This window comes from Roseisalinus antarcticus, from assembly GCF_900172355.1.
In the GTDB taxonomy this organism is placed as follows: Bacteria; Pseudomonadota; Alphaproteobacteria; order Rhodobacterales; family Rhodobacteraceae; genus Oceanicola; species Oceanicola antarcticus_A.
The window spans coordinates 1-945 of sequence record NZ_FWFZ01000135.1 but is presented as its reverse complement, the minus strand read 5'-3'; the positions used below and the strand labels follow the sequence as shown (position 1 = coordinate 945).

Sequence of the window (945 nt, the reverse complement as noted above, 5' to 3'; positions counted from 1 at the left end):
CCCGCGATCCGCGACACGATCCTCTGGATCGGCCTGCTGGCGCTGACCGGGCTCGGCGGGGTGCTGACCTGGGGCACCTGGTGGTGCGTGCCGTTCTTCCTGGTCTACGGCGTGCTCTATGGCTCGGCCTGCGACAGCCGCTGGCACGAATGCGGCCACGGCACCGCCTTCAAGACCGACTGGATGAACAACTGGGTCTACCAGATCGCCAGCTTCCAGGTGATGCGCAACCCGGTCAGCTGGCGCTGGTCGCACGCCCGCCACCACACCGACACCGCCATCGTCGGCCGCGACCCCGAGATCGCCTGGATGCGCCCGCCGAAGATGGTCGAGGGGCTGGCCCATTACGTCGGGGTGCTCGATGTCTGGGCCTCGCTCAAGGTGCTCTGGCACAACGCGACGGGCCGGATCTCGGACGAAGAGCGCACGTTCATCCCCGAGAGCGAGATCCCCAAGGCCGTCCGCGCGGCGCGGGTGCACATGGCGATCTACGGCGCGACGCTCGCGCTCGCGCTGGCCACCTGGTCGCTGCTGCCGCTGATGCTGATCGGGCTGCCGCGGATCTACGGCTGCTGGCACATGTCCATGACCGGGCTGCTCCAGCACGGCGGGCTGGCCGAGGACGTGATCGACCACAGGCTCAACACCCGGACCGTCTACATGAACCCGGTCAGCCAGTGGATCTACTGGAACATGAACTACCACGTGGAGCATCACATGTTTCCCATGGTGCCCTACTACAACCTCCCCAAGCTGCACGCGCTGATCAAGGACGACCTGCCGCCGCCGAACCGGTCGATCCCCGGCGCCTACCTGGAGATGTTCCGCGCGCTGCTGCGCCAGCGCCGCGACCCCGAATACTACATCCGCAAGGAACTGCCCCCCACCGCGAAACCCTACCGCGAGGAGTTCCACGACCTTCACATCGCAAGACCGGGAGTATGA

At 66.8% G+C, this 945-nt stretch carries 1 protein-coding gene; it reads left to right on the top strand.

The genetic code is table 11. From position 1 onward, the window contains the following. Positions 1-945: fatty acid desaturase (locus ROA7023_RS23585; RefSeq protein ID WP_085881358.1), on the top strand; the 945-nt coding region annotated here is incomplete at its 5' end.